Origin of the sequence: Borborobacter arsenicus (assembly GCF_003934165.1) — a bacterium.
Taxonomy (GTDB): domain Bacteria; phylum Pseudomonadota; class Alphaproteobacteria; order Rhizobiales; family Rhizobiaceae; genus Pseudaminobacter; species Pseudaminobacter arsenicus.
The window spans coordinates 412,121-431,884 of sequence record NZ_RKST01000001.1 but is presented as its reverse complement, the minus strand read 5'-3'; the positions used below and the strand labels follow the sequence as shown (position 1 = coordinate 431,884).

General features: G+C 59.7%; 20 protein-coding genes, 1 tRNA gene and 1 pseudogene. 8 read left to right on the top strand and 14 right to left on the bottom strand.

Annotation, left to right across the window (positions count from 1 at the left end):
• Positions 1 to 278: 278 nt before the first annotated feature.
• Positions 279 to 1,022, bottom strand: a complete 744-nt coding sequence (gene lipB, locus EET67_RS09635) for a lipoyl(octanoyl) transferase LipB (RefSeq protein WP_128626162.1) — start codon at positions 1,020 to 1,022, stop codon at positions 279 to 281.
• 178 nt (positions 1,023 to 1,200) lie between these two features.
• On the opposite strand from lipB, the gene EET67_RS09630 reads away from it, so the two are divergent.
• From EET67_RS09630 to EET67_RS09610, 5 genes are all read left to right on the top strand, one after another.
• A tRNA-Leu gene (locus EET67_RS09630) sits at positions 1,201 to 1,285 on the top strand.
• 476 nt (positions 1,286 to 1,761) lie between these two features.
• Positions 1,762 to 2,841 carry a hypothetical protein gene (locus tag EET67_RS09625; protein WP_128625915.1) on the top strand — a complete coding sequence of 360 codons (1,080 nt, stop codon included), beginning with the start codon at positions 1,762 to 1,764 and terminating at the stop codon, positions 2,839 to 2,841.
• Entirely contained in the window at positions 2,838 to 3,203 is a 366-nt protein-coding gene (locus EET67_RS09620; protein WP_165899847.1) for a hypothetical protein, read from the top strand. Before EET67_RS09625 ends, EET67_RS09620 begins: the two co-directional genes overlap by 4 nt.
• A 201-nt stretch (positions 3,204 to 3,404) precedes the next feature.
• Positions 3,405 to 4,823, top strand: coding sequence for a magnesium transporter (gene mgtE, locus EET67_RS09615; RefSeq protein ID WP_128625913.1), 1,419 nt, complete (start codon positions 3,405 to 3,407; stop codon positions 4,821 to 4,823).
• Between the two features lie 109 nt (positions 4,824 to 4,932).
• Positions 4,933 to 5,319: a MerR family transcriptional regulator gene (locus EET67_RS09610; protein ID WP_128625912.1), complete on the top strand. Its 387-nt coding sequence runs from the start codon at positions 4,933 to 4,935 to the stop codon at positions 5,317 to 5,319.
• A 36-nt stretch (positions 5,320 to 5,355) separates the two neighbouring features.
• Here EET67_RS09610 and EET67_RS09605 read toward each other — a convergent pair whose 3' ends face one another.
• The 3 genes from EET67_RS09605 to EET67_RS09595 form a co-directional block, all read right to left on the bottom strand.
• Positions 5,356 to 6,294: a GlxA family transcriptional regulator gene (locus tag EET67_RS09605; protein ID WP_425359519.1), complete on the bottom strand. Its 939-nt coding sequence runs from the start codon at positions 6,292 to 6,294 to the stop codon at positions 5,356 to 5,358.
• Positions 6,295 to 6,665: 371 nt separating this feature from the next.
• The gene (locus EET67_RS09600; RefSeq protein ID WP_128625910.1) at positions 6,666 to 6,806 is read right to left on the bottom strand and encodes a hypothetical protein; all 141 of its coding nucleotides are present in this window, start codon (positions 6,804 to 6,806) and stop codon (positions 6,666 to 6,668) included.
• A 346-nt stretch (positions 6,807 to 7,152) separates the two neighbouring features.
• Positions 7,153 to 7,338: a hypothetical protein gene (locus tag EET67_RS09595; RefSeq protein WP_128625909.1), complete on the bottom strand. Its 186-nt coding sequence runs from the start codon at positions 7,336 to 7,338 to the stop codon at positions 7,153 to 7,155.
• A 166-nt stretch (positions 7,339 to 7,504) separates the two neighbouring features.
• Here EET67_RS09595 and EET67_RS09590 point away from each other — a divergent pair, with 166 nt between their 5' ends.
• Positions 7,505 to 8,407: a LysR substrate-binding domain-containing protein gene (locus EET67_RS09590; protein WP_128625908.1), complete on the top strand. Its 903-nt coding sequence runs from the start codon at positions 7,505 to 7,507 to the stop codon at positions 8,405 to 8,407.
• A 133-nt stretch (positions 8,408 to 8,540) separates the two neighbouring features.
• Here EET67_RS09590 and EET67_RS09585 read toward each other — a convergent pair whose 3' ends face one another.
• The 9 genes and pseudogenes from EET67_RS09585 to EET67_RS09545 all read right to left on the bottom strand — a co-directional run bounded on the left by EET67_RS09585 (position 8,541) and on the right by EET67_RS09545 (position 16,900).
• Complete coding sequence (locus tag EET67_RS09585) at positions 8,541 to 10,613, bottom strand: ASKHA domain-containing protein (protein WP_128625907.1); 2,073 nt, start codon at positions 10,611 to 10,613, stop codon at positions 8,541 to 8,543.
• A gap of 141 nt (positions 10,614 to 10,754) precedes the next feature.
• Entirely contained in the window at positions 10,755 to 11,720 is a 966-nt protein-coding gene (locus tag EET67_RS09580; protein ID WP_128625906.1) for a methyltetrahydrofolate cobalamin methyltransferase, read from the bottom strand.
• Positions 11,721 to 11,795: 75 nt separating this feature from the next.
• The gene (locus EET67_RS09575) at positions 11,796 to 12,884 is read right to left on the bottom strand and encodes a methylenetetrahydrofolate reductase (protein WP_170313221.1); all 1,089 of its coding nucleotides are present in this window, start codon (positions 12,882 to 12,884) and stop codon (positions 11,796 to 11,798) included.
• Positions 12,884 to 13,537, bottom strand: coding sequence for a methylenetetrahydrofolate reductase C-terminal domain-containing protein (locus EET67_RS09570; RefSeq protein ID WP_425359518.1), 654 nt, complete (start codon positions 13,535 to 13,537; stop codon positions 12,884 to 12,886). Before EET67_RS09570 ends, EET67_RS09575 begins: the two co-directional genes overlap by 1 nt.
• Complete coding sequence (locus EET67_RS09565; RefSeq protein WP_128625904.1) at positions 13,530 to 13,832, bottom strand: virulence factor; 303 nt, start codon at positions 13,830 to 13,832, stop codon at positions 13,530 to 13,532. Before EET67_RS09565 ends, EET67_RS09570 begins: the two co-directional genes overlap by 8 nt.
• A 137-nt stretch (positions 13,833 to 13,969) precedes the next feature.
• A pseudogene (locus EET67_RS09560) lies at positions 13,970 to 14,751 on the bottom strand (formyl transferase).
• Positions 14,752 to 14,814: 63 nt separating this feature from the next.
• On the bottom strand, positions 14,815 to 15,456 hold the full coding sequence (locus EET67_RS09555) for an exopolysaccharide biosynthesis protein (RefSeq protein WP_128625903.1): 642 nt from the start codon (positions 15,454 to 15,456) through the stop codon (positions 14,815 to 14,817).
• A 171-nt stretch (positions 15,457 to 15,627) separates the two neighbouring features.
• Positions 15,628 to 16,200 carry a DUF4893 domain-containing protein gene (locus tag EET67_RS09550; RefSeq protein WP_128625902.1) on the bottom strand — a complete coding sequence of 191 codons (573 nt, stop codon included), beginning with the start codon at positions 16,198 to 16,200 and terminating at the stop codon, positions 15,628 to 15,630.
• A 58-nt stretch (positions 16,201 to 16,258) separates the two neighbouring features.
• Positions 16,259 to 16,900: a DUF1638 domain-containing protein gene (locus EET67_RS09545; RefSeq protein WP_128625901.1), complete on the bottom strand. Its 642-nt coding sequence runs from the start codon at positions 16,898 to 16,900 to the stop codon at positions 16,259 to 16,261.
• Positions 16,901 to 16,980: 80 nt separating this feature from the next.
• On the opposite strand from EET67_RS09545, the gene EET67_RS09540 reads away from it, so the two are divergent.
• Complete coding sequence (locus tag EET67_RS09540) at positions 16,981 to 17,118, top strand: entericidin A/B family lipoprotein (protein ID WP_128625900.1); 138 nt, start codon at positions 16,981 to 16,983, stop codon at positions 17,116 to 17,118.
• Positions 17,119 to 17,171: 53 nt separating this feature from the next.
• On the opposite strand, the gene EET67_RS09535 is transcribed toward EET67_RS09540, so the two are convergent.
• The gene (locus tag EET67_RS09535; RefSeq protein WP_128625899.1) at positions 17,172 to 17,870 is read right to left on the bottom strand and encodes a corrinoid protein; all 699 of its coding nucleotides are present in this window, start codon (positions 17,868 to 17,870) and stop codon (positions 17,172 to 17,174) included.
• A 263-nt stretch (positions 17,871 to 18,133) separates the two neighbouring features.
• On the opposite strand from EET67_RS09535, the gene EET67_RS09530 reads away from it, so the two are divergent.
• A complete protein-coding gene (locus tag EET67_RS09530) occupies positions 18,134 to 19,708 on the top strand; it encodes a trimethylamine methyltransferase family protein (RefSeq protein WP_128625898.1) in 1,575 nt (524 codons plus the stop codon).
• Positions 19,709 to 19,764: the final 56 nt, after the last annotated feature.

Sequence of the window (19,764 nt, the reverse complement as noted above, 5' to 3'; positions counted from 1 at the left end):
ACTTCAAAAGCTTGAGGTCATGTAGCACCGTCCATCCTGCGCCGATGTGGTAACCAGCTATTAACCTTCATGGCAAGCGTTCGCCCAAATCTGCCGGGCCGCACGCTTGTTCCGTCTTGACGTCCAGACAAAGATAGAACAAAATAAGAACATACTGAATACAGGAGAGAATCATGACCGAACTGCTTCAGGATGTTGCCTCGCTGGTCTGCATGAGTGCCTTTCTGGTGACTATGGCGATGTGGATCGGCGCGATGTAATCAAGGCACCTGTCGGGGTCAGCCGGCGGTGCGGAGCGGAAGGCCCGACACAGCCTCCACGGGGCCGAAAACCGTTTCGAAGGCGGATTTAAGGGCAATGTCCAGGTCGGCCATGGTAACCGGCAGGCCAAGATCCACCAGGCTGGTAACGCCATGGTCGGTAACGCCACAGGGAACGATACCGCTGAAATGAGAAAGATCCGGTTCGACATTGATGGCGATACCGTGAAAACTGACCCAACGCCGGAGACGAATGCCGATCGCGGCAATTTTGTCTTCAGCGGGAGAACCATCGGGCATGGATGGGCGGTCGGGCCGAACCACCCAGACCCCGACTCGATCTTCACGCCGTTCACCGCGGACATTGAAACTGGCAAGGGTGGCAATGATCCATTCTTCGAGCGCTGCGACGAATGCGCGGACGTCCTCGCGCCGTCGCTTCAAATCTAGCATGACATAGACGACACGCTGGCCGGGGCCGTGATAGGTGTACTCTCCGCCCCGTCCGGCGTTGAAGACTGGAAAGCGGCCCGGATCGACAAGATCGGAGGGCTGGGCGCTGGTGCCGGCGGTATAGAGCGGTGGATGCTCGACCAGCCAGATCAATTCTCCTTGGGTGCCTTCGCGAATCTCTGCGGCGCGTCGCTCCATCACGGCCAGCGCATCCTCATAGGCGGTCAACCCCGGCTCGATCCGCCATTCGGCGGCTGGCGAACCCGTTAGGGGCAGGAAGGACGTTGCTATCTGGCTGCGTTGCATGATCGAAAATTTCCAGGCTCGCTCTCCATATGGCGGTAGCCATGCAAAAGGTCCAGCGTTGCCGGCAATGGTCTGTGCAGAGCCATGAATTCCTGCCGAATATTGTGAACGCACACTTGTTTCGTCAGGGGCGATTTGCTACATGCCGCTGACCGGTTCCGACCGGCTATTTTCGTGACGTGCGGTCGTGGCGGAATTGGTAGACGCGCAGCGTTGAGGTCGCTGTGGGGCAACCCGTGGAAGTTCGAGTCTTCTCGACCGCACCATGAAAAATCTCCTTCGGAGATAGGTCCTTTCTTTTCTCAGAAAAAGTCTGCTGACCGGGCATGTAATCATGTGCCCCCGCGAGTGGTCGACATCTTGGCGTCAGGCTAACGGCCTGTTACGCCAAGCCCGCATTCCCTTACCTTCCATCCTCTCGGACCGAAATGGCACGCTGTAATCTGTCGCGTGGTGGCGCCCCAGAGCAAGTCTTTGGTTCGAGAGCGTTGTTAGAGCGTCCTTTATGCGTCCGAACGGACGCATAAAGGACGCTCTAACACTTTGATTAAGCATCGGAATAATCCGAAAGCCGATTCTATTTTTCGGCCCTATGCTCTGAGTAAAGGATAGCTACTTAATTGGTAAAATATCGTAATACGGTACGACTGATTTTTTACTGATATAGGAGTTTCAGTCTCATCTTGACTTATGGAAACCGTCAGGCAAATCAGTAATCGGTGGGTTATGGTTTGGGCGAGTCGTGGATAATACCGAGATTTCGGTCATAGATACTTTAAAGAAGGCATGGCGGCTGCGAGGTCTGTTGGCTTCGGTGCTTTTCCTGTGCTTGGTTCTGGCCTGCATTTGGGTTTTCAAGGCGGCGACAGGCGTTCAGACCCCCGTCAGCTATTTCATTACTCTCAAGAACATAGAAAATTCAAAGTTTCCCAATGGGACGGCCTTTTCGCCGCAGGATTTGTTGATCGCGCCGGTTGTCGGAGCGCTTAGCGATCAGTTCAATATTCCGGAAGGTATTGATCTAAGGCGTTACATAAACGTGCAGTACGGCTCGCCAATGGCGGCATCCGTCTCCATGAAATACCGAGAAAAGCTGTCGGCCAAGAATCTCGGCCAGACTGAGATAGAGGCGATAAATGCCGCCTATCAACTCGAATTGCAGGGGGTGATGCTTTCCGGTCTGCGCATTGACGTCAACCATATGGCCCTTGGCGTGGACGAAGATACAGGCGCGGCAATCGCTACTGCGTTGCCGCGAATCTGGAGTATCTACTCCAGCGAATTTCGTATTTTTGCCGATACACGCCTGCAAGGGATGGCGGTGACGCAGTCGGGTGAGCGCCTTGATACACCTGCGAGCATTCTGGTTACTAATGCCAGGCTGGCCAATATTGAGAAGGGATTGGCCATATTGTCGAGCGACAACCGGTTAGCCTCCCTGACGACGGCAGCAAGTCATTCAGCTGAAGATGTTAGCGCCGAACTGAAGCTATTCCGAACGATCTATTTCAACCCGATATTCGCGGATGGCCTTGACGGAAACGATACGGTCTCAGCGACTTATGTGCGGGAACGCTACCTGGCGATCGACGATCGGAAACGGCGGGTGGCTGGTCTCGATCAGATGCTTTCCAACCTTCGTGAATATCAACATGGCGGCAGGGATACGCGCGCGCAGGAGTTAGGGACCATTGGTCAGGGGGGCAATCGATCGGAGAGCCTGCAGGTGGGTGACAACGCGCTGGGGCAGATTATGGAGCTCACGCGAACGGCGTCCCTTTCGACTATGTTCGAAGTGTGCTGGAACAGCGTCAAGAAGTGATCGCAGAGATATCGAGTTTGCAAAAAGAGATCGAACTTGCATCCAGCATGGAGCAAACACGAATCACCCCGCAGTTCAGGGAATTGGCTGCTTCAGAGCTCGTGAAATTGACTGCCAACTATCAGGAACTCCTGCAGTCGGCGCGCCAGATGACGCGCGATAAAGCCGGCGATCTTTTCCAGCCGCTGTCGCCACCCGAAGTGGTCGGCGCTATCTTGCCGCCGCGTGCGCTGCTTGCTTTTCCAATTTTCCTGCTGCTTGGATTGGCGGTTTCAGCCGTGATTGTCCTGTGCTGGCCCGAAAGGCGACGCCCGGCGCTTGCCTCTGTGGCGGCGCCGGAGATGAGGGTTAGCCATCTTTGAGGCCCATGAGGGCAGTTCTCTCATAATGCGAGCGTGAGAGCGGCTGGTCGGCTCTGTCGGCCGCGATGTGGTGCACCTCGCCGATTGATTGGAATCCCCATTTCCGCAACTGAGACATCCGTATTTCGTTTGATCTTGCCGCGTGACTTGCTCTAGTTCTGGGAGGCATCCTTCCCGGAAATCGCAAAACACGAGGCAAGCTTGGAAGGCCAGGACGAACATTCGCCGGGGGCCAGCGCCCATCCTCATGCCGACGCCGATCTCTACGGCGACGATGGCGTCATTCGTGCATCGTTTCTGGCTCTGGTCGGGGCCGCGATCGCTGACCGCGACACGCTGACCCTACGGCAGGAGGTCGGAAAGCTCCATCAGTCGGAGCTTGGCGATCTGCTGGAGGCGTTGCTGCCTGAGCAACGACGCGCGCTGGTCGATCTCATGGGCAGCGATTTCGACTTTTCGGCGCTGACCGAGGTCGATGAGGCGATCCGCCTCGAGATCGTTGACAGTCTGCCTAATGCCCAGATCGCCCAGGCGGTCCAGGAACTCGATTCTGATGATGCCGTCTACATTCTGGAAGACCTCGACCAGGAAGACCAGGACGAGATTCTTGCACAGCTCCCGTTCACAGAGCGGATCAGGCTACGGCGCTCGCTGGATTATCCGGAAGAATCGGCCGGCCGGCGCATGCAGACGGAATTCGTGGCGGTGCCGCCTTTCTGGACGGTGGGACAGACCATCGACTATATGCGCGAGGACAAGGATCTTCCTGACCGCTTCACCCAAATTTTTGTCATCGACCCCACCTTCAAGCTGCTTGGCGCAGTGGACCTTGATCAGATCCTGCGCTCCAAACGTGCGGTTAAGGTCGAAGATGTCATGCATGAGACGCGCCATGCCATTCCAGCCAGCATGGACCAGGAGGAGGCGGCGCATGAATTCGAGCAATATGACCTTCTGTCTGCTGCCGTTGTCGATGAAAATGACCGGTTGGTCGGCGTCTTGACCATCGATGATGTCGTCGATGTGATCCAGCAGGAGGCAGAGGAGGACCTGCTGCGCATGGGCGGTGTCGGCGATGAAGAACTCTCCGACAGCGTGTTGGCGGCCTCGCGCTCGCGCGTGCCGTGGCTGCTGGTCAACCTGTTCACGGCTTTTCTCGCAGCGTCGGTCATCGGCTTGTTCGACCACACGATCGAACGGATCGTGGCATTAGCGGTGTTGATGCCGATCGTGGCCGGCATGGGTGGCAATGCGGGCTCGCAGACCATGACCGTTACCGTGCGGGCTCTGGCAACACGTGACCTGGATATCTACAATGCGGGGCGCATCATCCGCCGTGAGATGGGGGTAGGGTCCCTCAACGGCATGATCTTTGCCGTGCTGATCGGCATTGTTGCCGCGCTCTGGTTTCAGGACCCGAATCTCGGCGGCATCATCGCGGCGGCTATGATCATCAACATGTTCGTCGCTGCCCTTGCGGGCATTCTTATCCCGCTTCTTCTCGACAGGCTGGGGGCTGACCCGGCTGTTGCGTCTGCCGTTTTCGTGACCACGGTGACGGATGTGGTCGGCTTCTTTGCTTTCCTCGGCCTCGCCACCTGGTGGTTTGGCCTGCTTTGACCCCCGGCAGCCCTGCAGCCCGGCATCGCGGACATCGCTGTAATTGACTTTTACGTAAATGCCGTGCGTAAATGACCGGTCTGAGAATCTTTGACCGGCACGGAGCCTGATGCGGGAATATTATTCGATCACGGAGCTGACCCGCGAGTTTGGCATCTCGACACGTACGCTGCGGTTCTATGAGGATGAGGGGCTGATCCAACCGGTGCGACGCGGACGCACGCGCTTGTTCCGGCCAAGCGACCGGCATCTGATCAAGCAGATCATGCGCGGCAAGCGGCTGGGCTTTTCGATCAACGAAATTCGCGAGATCATCCAGATGTACAAGGAGCCGCCGGGTGAGGTCGGGCAGCTTCATCTGATGATCACGCGCATCGAAGAAAAGCGCGAGGACCTACGTCAGAAGCGGCGCGATCTTGAGGAGACGCTTGCGGAGCTGGACCAGGCCGAGGAGTCCTGCGTCGAACGCCTCGTCGAGCTTGGCGTGACGACCTGATGCATCTGCAACGGGCGGAAGCTGCGACCGACTTGGCTATGCCGCGATAAGCTGCTTGCGGTCGAGGCGTTCCTGCTGCGGTGAGCGTGCATAGAGTTCGCGGTAGCATTTGGAAAAATGCGACGCTGAGACGAAACCGCAGGCGACCGCCACTTCCACGACCGGCATTGATGACTGGATCAGCAAATGGCGGGCGCGATCGAGGCGGATTTCGAGGTAGTAACGAGCCGGCGACCGGCCCATCTCGGTGCGAAACAGCCGTTCGATCTGGCGCCGCGACAGGCCGACATGATCGGCGATCTCGATCAGCGACAGCGGCTCGGCAAGGTTTGCCTCCATCAATTCGATGATGGTGAGGACCTTGGAATTTTGCACGCCAAGGCGAGCGCGCAGCGGCAGGCGCTGGCGGTCTGTCGGGCTGCGCACACGGTCGGTCAGCACCTGCTCGCAAACCCGGTTGACCAGACTGTCGTCGAAATCATCGCCGATCAGCTTCAGTATCATGTCGAGGGCAGCCGTACCGCCTGCGCAGGTGTAGATGTTCTGGTCGACCTCAAACAGGTCGGCAAACACGTTGGATTTCGGGAAAGCTTCGGCAAAACCGGGCAGGTTTTCCCAGTGAATGGCGCAGCGCTTGTTGGATAGCAGACCGGCCGCTGCCAGAATATGCGCGCCGGTGCAAAGGCCACCAACGGCAACGCCGCGATTGTACTCTTCGCGCAGCCAGGCGAAGGCCGACTTGTTGTGATATGTCTCGACATTCAGCCCACTGCACACCACCACCATCGACGGGCGGTCCGGTCCGGCCATCTTCTTGCGCTCTTCCTCCAGCGAAGTGTCGACCGAGCATTCGACATAGTTGGAGGCGCGGACAGGCTTGCCGTCGATGCTGGCCAGACGCCAGCGATAGGCTTCATAGCCAAGCATTCTGTTGGCCGATCGCAGAGGGTCGAGCGCCGTTGCAAAGGCGATCATCGTAAAATCGGGAACCAGAAAGAAGACAAGCGATCTCTTGATCGGTTGTTTAGGAGCGTTCACCAAACCCTCACGCAAAGCGGCAGCGGCGCGATCGGATGTCGCGATCAGCATAGCGTCATCAGCAAAACTCGTTGCTGTCAATGGGTTGGGGCCGCATCCGGAAACAATATTTGCGACATCGGTGAATGCTGGTGGCTCGAAGGCTGCCGGTGGCAGATTTCAAGCAAAAACTACCGCTCCGGCTCTCGCAGAACGGCAGTTCATCAGGCGTTTCTGGCAGCCGACTGGTTTCGGATGGTGTGCAACACTACGGCGGAACGACCCAGCCAAATTTGAGGCGAGGCGGCTCCGGTCGGACCCGGTTTCGCTCAGGCGATAAACCCGAGGCGCGCTGCAGCAACCGCACCCGACTGGCCGGGCATCGTACGGTCAAGCCGCTGACGCTCAAGCGCGGTGGTGAGGTTCATTTCACGGCGCTTGCCGCGGAAAAAGCGGGAAAAAATCTTCATGACACATCTCCATGCAGTCAGTGTTACACGGGGTGCCTTCGCTTGATGGAGTGGGGCAGCACGTTGACGATGCGGATATAGTTAGTTCGTGGCGCAAGTTAAGCGGAAAAAGCGAACTACTTGGCGTGAAAAACGACATCGCCCATGTCGCCCATGTCGCGGTAGCGTTAAAAAATATAATTATTACAAATACTTATTCTAAAATTAACTGGCTATGCGGCTGCTTCATACGCGCCCTGCGGAAACGCATGGCTGGCATTTCTACTTGGCAGAGAGGCCGCAGCCAAGAAAAGGCCGACCGGACACTGTCGCGAGGTCCGGCCGGCCATGTGTTGGGCGGGCATGATTACTTGCATCCTGCCCATGCGCCAAGTGTAAACGGCAAAACGCGGTGCCGGGGCTCGATGTCCGGCCAGCCGATATCCTTTTGTACCTCAAGCGGCAGCGAGCGGATTTCGCGCTCGGTCTGGCGGCGGCTGCGGGCGGCGGCATAATCGGCGGCAAAGCGGCCGATGGTCGAAATAACGGACATGGCACTCTCCTGAGGTTGCTACCGGCCTGAATTCTGCCGGGGTCTTGGCGATGGCTGATCGATGTCATCAGGCTCATCGCACGGTCTTGACTATCCTCCGCTTGTGATATTCAATCAATCGAAATGAAATGATCATGTTGATCAGAAAAATTGAAAGTGAAGAGCGATGACAGCTCCACTCAATCATCCGTTGCCGGTGCTCGATCTCGACGTATTGCGCACCTTCGTGGCGATTGCCGAGACCGGCAGTTTCACCACCGCCGCCAATGCGGTGTTCCGCACTCCGTCAGCGGTGTCGATGCAGATCAAGAAGCTCGAGGATATTCTCGGCCGCTCGGTGTTTTCCCGGGATGCCCGCTCGGTGACGCTCACCAATGACGGCGAAATGCTGCTTGGCTATGCGAGGCGGCTTTTGTCGATCAATCGCGAGGCGGTGTCGAAGTTCATCGTTCCGGACATTGTCGGCGTGGTCAGGCTGGGTTCTCCGGACGATTATGGCGAACGGATATTGCCGCATGTGTTGAAGCGTTTTGCGCAGACGCATCCGTCGATCGCCGTCGATGTGACCATCGACCAGAGCAAGAGCCTCATCCGGCGCATGGATGACCGAACGCTCGATATCACCCTTGTCACCAATTCCTACAAGCCGGCGATGGCCGGTGCCGAAACGCTGCTGACGGAGCCGATCGTCTGGGCCGGAGCCAAGGGCGGATCGGCGCATCTGCGCGAGCCGCTTCCTGTGTCGTTATGGGAAGAGGGGTGTGCCTGGCGCGCCGGGGCACTGGAAGCTCTGGGGCGGGAAGGGCGCAACTATCGTATCGCCTATATGAGCGCACACACGGCTGGCCAGCGAGCCGCAATCCTGGCCGATCTTGCGGTGGCGCCGCTGCCGAAGTCCTTCCTGAACAGCTGCAATCTGGCCGAGTTGGGGCCGAAGGACGGTATGCCAGAGATCGGCGAATATAGCCTGGCACTGCTTGTAGCCCCCGAGGCCAGCGCGCCGGTGAAGGCGGTTGCCGACCACATACGCGCCGCCTTCGATCTTTTCCGGGAGACCGGCAAATTCTGAGCTCCCATCACAGAAAAAAGGGTCCGATCCCGGGCAGGATCGGATCCTTTCTTCTGCGTGGTTAATTGCGCTAAACCCTTGTTCTTGATGCATGAGCTTGTCCGAAAAGTTTGCAACTTTTCGGGATCATATTCTATCCACGCTCCCGCCGGGCCGCGCGCTCCTCGCGTGAGCGGCGCCGAGGTGCTGCCTCGCCACTTGCCGTCTTCTCCTCGGAATTTGCCTGCCGAGGCGGCAGGTTCACGGCCAAAGCAAGGTTCGGGAAAGGATCGACCTTGTTGGGTAGTGCCATGGCGTCGATGAAGATTTGCTGGAAATGTGGTTCCAGCGCGGTCTCGATCTTCTCGATACGATGGACCGCGTCTTCGATTTCACGGCGATGATCGCGGTTGAGCAGGGCCATCATGGCGCCTGTTCCCGAAGCATTGCCGACCGCCTTGACCTCGGCCAGGTCGCAATCCGGGATCAGGCCGAGTACCATGGCGTATTTCGGGTCGATGAAAGAGCCGAATGCACCGGCAAAGCGGATCATGTCGACATGGTCGACGCCCTGTTTTTCCATCAGCAGCTTGACGCCCGCGTAAAGGGCCGCCTTGGCCAACTGGATGGCGCGCACATCGCGTTGCGTGATGACCAGCCGGGGCTCGCCGTCGCGCAGCAGATAGGAATAGGTGCGGCCGTCCTGGAATATGCGCGGTGAGCGGGCGGACAATTCGCCGTCGATGACGCCGTCTTCGGAAATGATGCCGGACAAATACATCTCCGCCACCACCTCGATGATCGCCGAGCCGCAAATGCCGGTGACGCCGACTGCACCGACTGCTTCTTCGAAATCTGGTTCGTCGGACCATTTATCGACGCCAATAACGCGGAACTTCGGCTCCAGCGTTTCCGGATCGATGCGTACGCGCTCGATGGCGCCGGGCGCCGCACGCTGACCACCTGAAATCTCGGCACCTTCGAAGGCAGGCCCCGTGGGGGACGAGGCTGCGACGACCCGGTTCCTATTGCCAAGAACGATCTCGGCATTGGTGCCGACATCGACGAGCAGCATCATCTTGTCCTGGCGGTAAGGCCCTTCCGACAGCGTCGCGCCGGCGGCGTCGGCACCGACATGGCCGGCGATGCAGGGCAAGGTGTAGAGACGAGCGCCGCGATTGACTTCGATATCGATGTCGTGCGCCCAATATTGCAGCGCGCTGGAAACGGCGAGCGCAAACGGTGCCTGGCCAAGCTCGGTCGGATCTATGCCAAGGAACAGATGGTGCATGATCGGGTTGGCCACGAACACGCAATCGAGGATGTCGTCGCGGTTCGCGTTGCCTTCCTCGCAGACCTTGCCGATCAGGCCGTTCACCGCCTCGCGGACGGCCTTGGTCATGGCCTCGCGCCCGTCCGGGTTCATCATCACGTAGGAGACGCGGCTCATCAGGTCTTCGCCGAAGCGGATCTGCGGGTTCGATGTGCCGGACGAAGCGGCAACCCGCCCCGACAGCAGCGAAACCAGATGCATGGCGATGGTGGTTGAGCCGATGTCGCAGGCAATGCCATAGGCCTCGTTCTTCAAGCCCGGCCACAAGGCGACGATGAAGGGGCGCGAGGCGCCGGCGTCGCGATGGATAGCGGCTGTGACGGCCCAGTTGCCCTTGCGCAGGATGCCCTGAAGCTGCGGAACCAGATGCGGCGCGATCAGCAGATTCTTCCAGCCCCATTCCTTCTCCAACGCCAGCCTGAGGCGGTCGAGATCGCCCAGTGGCTTGTGCATGTCCGGCTCCTCGACCTCGACATAGCAAAGCTGGATGGCGGGGTTGCGCTCGATCACGCGGTCGCTGGCGGCCTTGCGCACCACCTGGGCGTTGATGACGGTGTCCTGCGGCACGTCGACGACGAGGTCGCCCTGGACCGTGGCCGAGCAGGAGAGGCGCCGCCCCTCCGGCAGGCCGCGCACGCGCTCATAGCGCTCCTCCTTCGGGCCTTTGGGGGAGATATGTTCGAGGGACGAGACGATCTTGTGCTTGGCGAAATTGCCTTCCTGCACCTCGATCTGGCAACGGCCGCAGGTCGCACGTCCGCCGCAGACGCTTTCGACATAGACGCCAAGCTGGCGGGCCGCATCCAGGATCGGAGTGCCGATCGGAAAGCGCCCGCGCTTACCCGAAGGCATGAACAATACGAGCGGATCGGTGATGTTCGGAGGCGGGTTCATGGCAAGCTGCTTTCCGGCCGGGATCGGCACGTCTTATCGATTTGCCCGTCTCCTCGGCATGCCGGCAATCCTCGACCTCTTGGAGGGAGGCTTCCGGCGGAACCGAGGGACGGCAGGTAGGTCATGATATCAAGCTGCCCATCATCCACGCGCCATGCGTGCTTCGCGTCCGCCGCGTCGGCGTCCGCCGGAAGCTGCACCTTCGCCTGCTGCCACGGGTGCCGGGGCAGCCGCTCCAGCCGCAGCGGGCTTGTAATCCTTGTAGGTCTTGATCCAGGTCGTGCAGTCCCGGTCGGTGCCGTTGAGCACATTGGCGGCACGCACCGCCTCCATTTCCTGCGGGCGTACGGGGTTCATGATCGCAGACGTCATGCCAGCGCCGATCACCATCGGAATGAAGCCGGCATTGATGCCGTGGCGATGCGGAAGCCCGAAAGAGATGTTGGAGAGGCCGCAGGTGGTGTTGACCTTGAGTTCTTCGCGCAGGCGCCGCAGCAGGGCAAAGACCTGGCGGCCGGCATCGCCAAGCGCGCCGATCGGCATCACCAGCGGATCGACGACAACGTCATGCGCCGGGATGCCATAGTCGGCACAGCGCTCGACGATCTTTTTCGCCACGGCGAAGCGCACGTCAGGGTCCATTGAAATGCCGGTCTCGTCGTTCGAAATCGCCACCACAGGGACATTGTATTTCTTGACCAGAGGCAGGATCGCTTCGAGCTTTTCCTCCTCGCCGGTGACCGAATTGACCAATGGCCGGCCCTTGGCGACCTTCAGCGCCGCCTCGATGGCACCGGAAACAGAGCTGTCGATCGAAAGCGGCAGGTCGACCAGATCCTGGACAATCTGCAGTGTCTGCACCAGGAGGGCGGGCTCGGTTTCGTTGGGGTTGACGGCGGTCACGCCGGCATTGACGTCCAGCATGGTGGCGCCGCAGGCGGCCTGTTCCAGCGCGTCCTTCTTTACCGTCTCGAAATTGCCTTCCATCATTTCGGCCGCAAGCTTCTTGCGGCCGGTCGGGTTGATGCGTTCGCCGATCACGCAGAAGGGCTGATCGAAGCCGATGATGATTTCCCTGGTAGCCGAGGCGACAATCGTACGCGTCATGAAACTCTCCGTTTGATATAAAGACTTCTTTATATCGTTATCTATTTTGTTTCAACCTGCCGCTTGCAAAACAGCTCATTGCGCTGCCTTTTCCACCATCTGCACCGGCTGCTCGCTTTCGCCCTGATGCAGGATATGCTCCAGCCGGTCGGCAACCATCTGGTCATCGGCGCGCGCTTCGCGCTGCCATGGGCGCCGTCCCTTCAGCACGCCCGATTCATGGACGATTTCGGCGACATACTCCTCCTGCCGGTAGGCCATCACATGGATGCCGGAAACACCGGGGATTTCCTTCACTTCATTGATGATGTCGATGCAGAGCTGCTTGCCTTCCTTCTTCTGGTCGGCGGCTCCTTCCAGCCGCTTGATCACCGCATCAGGAATGTGGATGCCCGGGACATTGGAGCGAATCCATCTTGCGGTTTTCGCCGAGGCGAGGGGGCCGACACCACACAATATGTAGCATTTGTCCGTCAGGCCGAGATCGCGCACCCGTTCCATGTAGGTCCGGAACATCGGCACGTCGAAGCAATATTGGCTCTGCACGAATTGCGCGCCGGCTGCGATCTTCTTGGCAAGACGGTGCGGACGGAAATCATAGGGCGGAGCGAAGGGGTTGATGGCGGCGCCGAGGAAAACGCTGGGCGGCGTGGTCAGCTTGCGGCCGGACAGGAACTTGCCATTGTCGCGCATGACGCGGATGGTTTCGAGCAGCGACATGGAATCGAGGTCGAATACCGGCTTGGCGCCCGGCTGGTCGCCTGCCTGCACGCCGTCGCCGGTCAGACACAATATGTTGGCGACGCCCATGGCGGCTGCGCCGAGAACGTCGCCTTGTATGGCGATACGGTTCTTGTCGCGGCAGGCGATCTGCATGATCGGTGCATAGCCCATGCGGGTCAGCAGCGCGCAGATGCCGACAGAGGACATGTGGCAATTGGCGCCGGAAGCGTCGACGGCGTTGATGCCATCCACCCAGCCGTCGAAAACGCGCGCCCGATCATAGACGTCTTCCGGGTCGGCGCTGTCAGGCGGGTTCAACTCGGCGGTGACAGCGAATTCACTGCGCCGCAGGATGCGTTCCAGCCGGCCGCGCGAGGAATGGCCGGGCAGGGGATCGAGCGGCAGATGCACCCCGTCCGGATGCTCGTCGCGCTGGCGCATCATGGCTTGGCCTCGCTTTGCACGGCGGCTTCGCGCGCTGCGGCAGACTGGGCGGTCACCCGCAGCCAGGCCGAGGTTTCACGCAGCGACTGGTCGACAGGCTTTTGCACATTGAGGATGGCGTCACCATGGACCATGTTGCGGGAGCCCTCCCAAGCCTTGACCCAGACGCAGGGCATGTCGGGCTCGACCTCGCAATTGCCATTGGCGCGAACGCCGCCGCAGGGGCCGTTGCGCAGCTGCTTGGGGCAGTTCATCGGGCAGGACATGCCAGTGGAAGAAAGAATGCACTGGCCGCACATGCGGCAGTCGAACATAAAGCCCTTGACGCGCTTCTCGACGAATTTCACCGGGGCTTCTACGCGCTCATAACCTAGGCCCTTCCAGAGCGGATGCAGCATCAGGAAGGCGTCGGCGAACCGGCCATAGAACCATTCGAGCAGCCGCGAATGGCGGACGGACCAAAGCCGAACGGTGTAGGAGCGCTGGACCCGCCGCTGCGGCGAGACGTCGGAGGGCTTGTAGTCGGATTTCGGCGCCGTCTTCCTGACGACGGTCGCTTGGGTCATGCCGCCCGACGAGGCGGGCGGCAGGATTTGCGGCGCATCGGAGGAGCCGGCCGCGGTAGTGGAGATCGGCTGGGGGTCAGACATTTTCCTTGCCGTGTGAATTGACGAGGGCGACAAGCCTTGCCTTGTCATATTGCGCCTCGAGTTCGGCCGCCGCCTTGTCGGCTTCGGCTTCGAGGTCGTCGCCGACTGGCACCGGATCGGCCTTGCGCCAGTCTTCGAGATAGTCGCTGCTGTCGCGGGCACCGCTGCGCATGGCGCACATGTCGATCGCCTCGATGAAGCGCAGCGGAAGCTCGCGCTTGGCGTTCTGCCGGCCTTTCTTGACGATGACCTGTGCAGGAATGTCGCGCCAATAGACGATGACGAGGTCAGCCATTTGAAGTCTCACTTTCTTCTGGGAGGGAGCATTGCCGGAACCGTTGCCGGGCTGCTTGTTATGGGACGACGCGCGCGCATTCAAAAGCGACGTATCAGGGAGTCGCAAATGAAAGCCGCCCGGACGAGGCGCGGCAATTACCAGATGCCGCGCCGGATGCCGGTCCAGAGATAGCTCCAGATCGGCGGATGATACCATTGCCTTGAAGCAAGCCGCGTGTCGATGGGCTCGAGCTTGCCATCAAGGGCATCCTGGATCGCCTTGATGCAGATAGGGCGCGAGATTGCGGCGAGCCGCAACGCATAGGTCGTCAGATTATCGTCCGGGTCGGGCCTGCCGCGCACCTGATACAACACCCCTCCCGTATCCACGCCGGCATCGACCAGATGACGGTTGCGCCGAAATTGTCGCGGTCACCGGTCGCAAGCGCCCAATAGCCGCCGTTCATGCCGCGGTATTTCGGGGTAATGCCGGCGTGATAGTTCAGTACCGGGCATTTGATTGCTGAAAGCGTTGCGGGCGATAGCATCCGGCAGCCGGCAAGCAGGACGACCGCCGGCCGGATATCTTCCAGCGCCTTGAGGAATTCGGCAGAATTGGCCGAGGGCACCGGCACTATCTTCTGCTGCGCGTCGGGGGCGGTTTCCAGATGATTTCGCGCGACCAGCCTTTGCATGCGATCGGCGAAAAGCCGTTTGCCGGCGCGGGTGAACGCCATTGTCCCGATCTGGCCGGCAACTGAAACCCAGCCTTGCTTGCGGGCCCGGCGCTGCAGCAACCTTGCCTTCGATTCCGGAGTTTCCAGAATGACGGTAACCGGCCGGAGCGCGTCGCCGATCGCATTGACGATGGCCCATATATGCGGCCCGCCCTCCGTTACCACGACAATCGGCTTTCGTCTTGCGGTGGTCATCGCCATTGCGGCCCATGCGGTGACAGAAAGAAGGCGAGCTTACACACTCAGCCCACGACCTAACACCGGCTAAAAAACCCACCCTAACGCTGCTTGTGTCGCCGCCGTGGCTGTGCCGACAACGAGCATGACAACGCTGAGCGCGGCTACGCCGACCGCGCCCCCGACTGCGAGCAGGATGCCGTCGCGCTCCGACAGCGCCAGTCCGAGCAGTGCTGTAGAAAAGGCCGGAAGCCAGTTGCCAAGGGGAATGGGCAGGGTCACCACGATGGCCAGCAGGAAAGCGACAATGCCGATGACGCGGTCGCCGCGGCGACGCCAGAAGGGCCAGTAGCGCGGCTTGATAAAGCGCTCGACCTGCGTGAGTCGGGGGATCACACGCGCCATGATGGCACGAAACTGTTCGGCCGAGAGCGATTTCTCGGTGACAAATTGCGGCAGCCAGACGCGCTTGCTGCCATACATCATCTGGGCGGAGACGATCAGCAGCGGCACGCCGAGAAATGCCGAAGCACCGGGCGGAAGCGGCAACAGGTTGAAGGCGGCAAATAGGACGAGCAATGCAGCAAAGCTGCGTGTTCCCAGGGCATCGCGGATGCTGCCCATCGTCACGCGGTCTTCCGCATCCTCTGCCAATTGCATGAAAAGCTGCGACAATTGACGCGCTCGCCGCCTGGGTTGGAGGGTCCCGCCCGCGTCAGATTCCTTCATATCGGATTCCATTCGCCCTTTGCGCCCTTTCCAGTCCGTTTGCCACGGACACCCCGCCTCACTTTTGCAAAGAGCGGTTAAGTCTTGGTGACGAGAGCCAGGCGACCGGTAAGTGTTGTCTACAAGGCCAAGAGGCATCAGGCAATGTAGTTGCAGCATCACGTAGGCGCGCTAACGCTTGAATTCGAGTATATCGAATTTCGATTCATAGCGCGGTGCGGGAAATTCGATGCGCCATTCGTTCGGGCCGCTGCGAAATGCATAGCCTGCCTGGTCGCTGTCGGCCTCGCTTCCGTAGGGCTTGGCCTTTTCCCCCGCGACATAAAACGAGCCAAGATAGGTCAGGCGGCTGTCGCTATCGGTGAAGAAGCGTCCTTTCGTGCGCTGTGAGCCGGTGAGCTTTTCCAATGTCCAGCCTGATCCGTCGTCGATGACGCGGCATCTGAACCATCCGTAGACGACCAGCGGGGCAGGGCCACCGGCCTTGATGGTGCGGCACTGCCACTCACCCGTCATGTCGAAATCGGCAAAAGAGACAGGTTCCTTCGCCAGCATCATATCAAGTGTTGAGACATCCTCGGCCAAACCGCCCCTGCGCGCTTCGTCGATCGCCGCGCTGCGAGTGGCGCCGAATTGTGCCAGGCGCGTGCGGTCGGGTGGGGTTATGAGACCCTCGATCTCGCCTGTGGCGAAGCTTGGCGATGTGCTCAGTGCCAGCACCAAGGTGAGAAGTGCTCTGCGCATCGCTGTGTGCAGCTCCTTTCAGCCCCGAAAAGAGCCTGCGATTTCGACGCTTTCGTGGTCAGGCATCGGCAGGTGTCTTGCCCGCCTTGGCGCGCAGCGTCGTTGTCAGGTCGCCATAGCCGGTAAAGCGGCGCTCATAGGTAAGCCCAAGCATACGGGCTGCATCCTCGGCCACCTTGTCAAGAGCCGGGTCGTTGGTCTGGGCGAGATAGACCACCTTTTCGTAGTTTCCGAAATATTCGCCGATCAGTTCGGGGTGGCGATCGAGCCCCAGCGGCTTGATGAAGAACGCCTCGAACTGCCGGCACAGGAAATCCGTCATATAGAAGGCAAGCATGTCGCCGTCTTCTATCGCCTTGAAGGCCTCGATGCCCTGATAGAAGGCAAAGCAATGCGGCCCTTCCATGCGCTCGACGCTGTGTTTTTCACAGATCCGGTCGATCATTCCACCAGTGCCGCAATCGGCATAGCCGATGAAAATATGCCGGTAGCCATCCGCCTTGGCCTGCAAGATCGCCTTGTCCAGCGCCGGCGCGATACGGTCGGGATAGTAATGAAATTCGGCAGGCAGGCAGGTGAGTTCGAGATGATCGAAGGACAGCCGCTCCTTCACCGCCAGAACCTCGCGCGCGATCATGCCGCAAGCAATGACGAGGACTGTATCGGCTTTAGCCCGACTATCTTTGCGTGTGGCTGTCATGGAACCACTTCAGTTCGACCGCGTTGTTGGAGTTGTATTTGCCCACCTGCTCTATTTAGTAAATGAGGGAGACATCGTCCATGAAACTGTCACGCCTTGCATCAATTGCCGCCGTTCTGGCTTGCGCCATGGCCATTTCGGCCTGTGCCAACACGGTTCGCGGCGTCGGCCAGGACGTCAAATCGACTGCCAATGCGGTTGAAGATACAGTCGAATAAACTCAGCCTGCTCATCAAGAAAAAAAGGCCGCGTAAGACGCGGCCTTTTTTAATCAGGCAGTGGCATGCACATTGTGCTTGCGTTTCATGAATTCCTTGGCGGTTTCGACCGCCACGGCCGCGTCGCGGCAATAGGCATCCGCCCCCACGGCCTTGCCGAACTCTTCATTGAGCGGGGCGCCGCCGACAAGCACGACATAATCGTCACGGATACCCTTTTCCTTCATGGTGTCGATGACGACCTTCATATAGGGCATGGTCGTGGTCAGCAGGGCGGACATGCCGACAATATCGGGCTGATGCTCTTCGATCGCCGCCAGATATTTCTCGACCGGATTGTTGATGCCAAGGTCGATGATGTCGAAGCCCGCGCCTTCCATCATCATGCCGACAAGGTTCTTGCCGATATCGTGGATATCGCCCTTGACGGTGCCGATGACCATCTTACCCTGCTTGGGCGCGCCGGTGGCCGCCAGCAGCGGGCGCAGGATCGCCATGCCCGCCTTCATCGCATTTGCCGAAAGCAGCACTTCGGGGACGAACAGGATGCCGTCGCGAAAATCCTCGCCGACGATGCGCATGCCTTCGACCAGTGCTTCGGTCAGAACCTTGTAAGGGGCCCATCCGCGTTCGAGCAGGATATTGGTGCCTTCCTCGATCTCTTCCTTGAGACCGTCGTAAAGGTCGTCATGCATCTGCTGCACGAGTTCGTCGTCGGAAAGCTCGGACAGGATGATCTCATCATCTGACATTTTTTCTGGCTCCTCGTGGCTGCAGGTTACCCATCCAGCGCAGCGCGCAACTTCGCTTCAATACCTATCTCGCATCGGCGGCAAATCCATAGCTGATTTGCGACTTCCTGCAAAAGGAAAGCGACTGGCAACTTATCGGATTTCGTGTCGAATTTGCGACAGCGCTTGGCGCTGTCAAGCCGTTTCGCTAAAGGTGCATGGCTACGATCCAGGCAAGGGCGCAAACATGCGTCCAAAGTCTGTTTTCTTAAGGAACGAGTTCGATGGAAGAAAAGCTCTTGTCCGAGCAGGAAGCCTCAGGTGCACGGCGTGGGCGCGGCGCCAGCGGTGGCGCTGCTGCGCGGCGCGCGGCGCGTTCAGGGGGCGGGCCGGGTATTCAGCAGACCTACATCAATCGCAAGATCAACGTCTATGAAGTGCTGGACGAGGAAGGGCTGGCGCTCATCGAAGCCAATGCCGACATTGTTCTTGAGGAAACCGGCATCGAATTTCGCGACGATGCGGAGGCGCTGGCACTGTGGAAGGAAGCCGGCGCGGATGTGAAGGGCGAACGCGTTCATTTCCCCAAGGGCCTGCCGCGCTCACTGCTGAAGACAGCACCATCCACCTATATCCAGCATGCCCGCAACACGGCGCGGTCGGTGCAGATCGGCGGGGATGCGACGGTGTTCGCTCCGGTCTACGGCCCGCCCTTCGTGCGCGATCTCGACGGCAACCGCCGCTACGCCACGATCGAGGATTTCCAAAATTTCGTGAAGCTCGCCTATATGGCGCCGTCGATCCACCATTCGGGCGGAACGGTGTGCGAGCCGGTCGACGTGCCGGTCAACAAGCGCCACCTCGACATGATCTATGCGCATATCCGCTATTCGGACAAGCCGTTCATGGGCTCGGTCACGGCGCCGGAACGCGCTGAAGACACGGTGGCGATGGCCAAGATCGTGTTCGGAGACGATTTCGTCGAAAACAACACGGTGCTGACCAGCCTGATCAACGCCAATTCCCCGATGGTGTTCGACGAAACCATGCTGGGCGCGCTCAAGGTCTATGCCCGGCACAACCAGGCCTGCATCGTCACACCGTTCATCCTTGCCGGTGCGATGAGCCCGGTGACGGTCGCCGGCACGCTGACGCAGGTTCTGGCCGAGGTGCTTGCCGGTGCCGCTTTCACCCAGTTGATCCGGCCGGGCGCGCCGGTTCTGTTCGGCACATTCGCCTCGTCGATCTCGATGCAATCGGGCGCCCCGACCTTCGGCACGCCGGAGCCCTCGCTGGTGTCTTACGGGGCAGGCCAGCTTGCCCGTCGCCTTGGTCTACCGTTCCGCACCGGCGGCTCGCTATGCGCCTCCAAGGTCGAGGACGCGCAGGCAGCCTATGAAAGCGCCAATACGCTGAACTCGACCATGCTTGCCGGCACCAATTTCGTATTGCACGCCGCCGGTTGGCTGGAGGGCGGCCTGGCGTCGAGCTATGACAAGTTCATGATGGACATTGACCAGCTCGGTATGCAGCAGAAGTTTGCCGAAGGCGTTGATCTGTCGGAAAACGGCCAGGCCATGGACGCCATCCGCCAGGTCGGGCCGGGCAGCCATTTCCTCGGTTGCGATCATACCCAGGCCAATTTCCAGACCGCCTTTTATCGCTCTTCCATCGCCGACAACAATTCCTACGAGCAATGGCTGGCGGAAGGCCAGAAGACCGCACCGCAGCGCGCCAACGCGCTCGCGCGGCGCTGGCTGGAAACATATGAGGCGCCTTACCTCGATCCGGGTATCGATGACGGGCTGAAGGACTTCATCGCGCGCAAGAAGGAGTCCATGCCCGACGCCTTCACTTGAAAAGAGCCCGATACAGGCCGGGCTAAAGTGGCCGAAATCATCCACAAGGAAGTCTG